Source organism: Oleiphilus sp. HI0079, from assembly GCF_001635105.1.
Map to the genome: position 1 here is coordinate 1 of NZ_LWFT01001077.1, position 843 is coordinate 843.

An 843-nucleotide genomic window follows, 5' to 3' on the forward strand; every position below is an offset into this window, starting at 1 on the left:
CACCACCAGAATCAAACTGAACAGCACGACAATATTCAGTGTTAAACCCATGGCGTTGATAATCAACATGCTGCTTAAAAATGAAGCGGGGATCGCAATGCCAACGAGAATGGATGAGCGGACGCCAAGGGCACCGACGATCACAATCATGACCATGATAATGGCACTTATGACATTATTCTGTAGATCTTCGAGCATGGTGATAATGTCTTTCGACTTATCGAAAATGATGTTGTGCTCTAGTGTTTCTGGCCAATATTGTTTCTTCTCAGCCACAATCGCTTTTATGTCATCGATGACCTGGATGATATTGGCGCCGAGGCGCTTTTTGACTTCAAGGGNGAGCGCTGGCTCGCCATTTACGCGTGCGAAACCGCCTGGATCTTTGAAGGTACGCCGCACAGTCGCAACGTCTCGAAAGGCGACGACTGTATCGTTCTCGATCTTGATGGGCATCGACATAATGTCATCGAGGTCTTCAATAATACCCGAGACCTTTAGAATTTGACGGCCCGAACCATTATCGATCGCTCCAGCGGCGACCAATCGATTATTTCGAGAAACAATCGATAAGACGCTTTCAAAGTTGATGCCATAGGTTTCAAGCACCAATGGATCAACCACCACTTCTAGCAGCTCTTCGCGATCACCACCGATGTCGACTTCTAACACGCCGGCTAGTGCTTCGATGTCATCGCGCAAATCGCGCGCAATGGCGAGCAGATTGCGCTCTGGTAACGGCCCGCCAAGGCTCATGCTCATTACTGGGAAGAGGGCAACATTAATTTCGTTGACGGTTGGATCATCGCTGCCCTCAGGTAGCTTCGATTTTGCGCGATCTAC

The 843-nt window shown here is 48.8% G+C and carries 1 protein-coding gene; it reads right to left on the reverse strand.

Annotated elements, in window-relative coordinates:
• Positions 1–843, reverse strand: an 843-nt coding sequence (locus A3750_RS19245) for an efflux RND transporter permease subunit (protein ID WP_197475162.1), incomplete at both ends; no start/stop codon positions are given.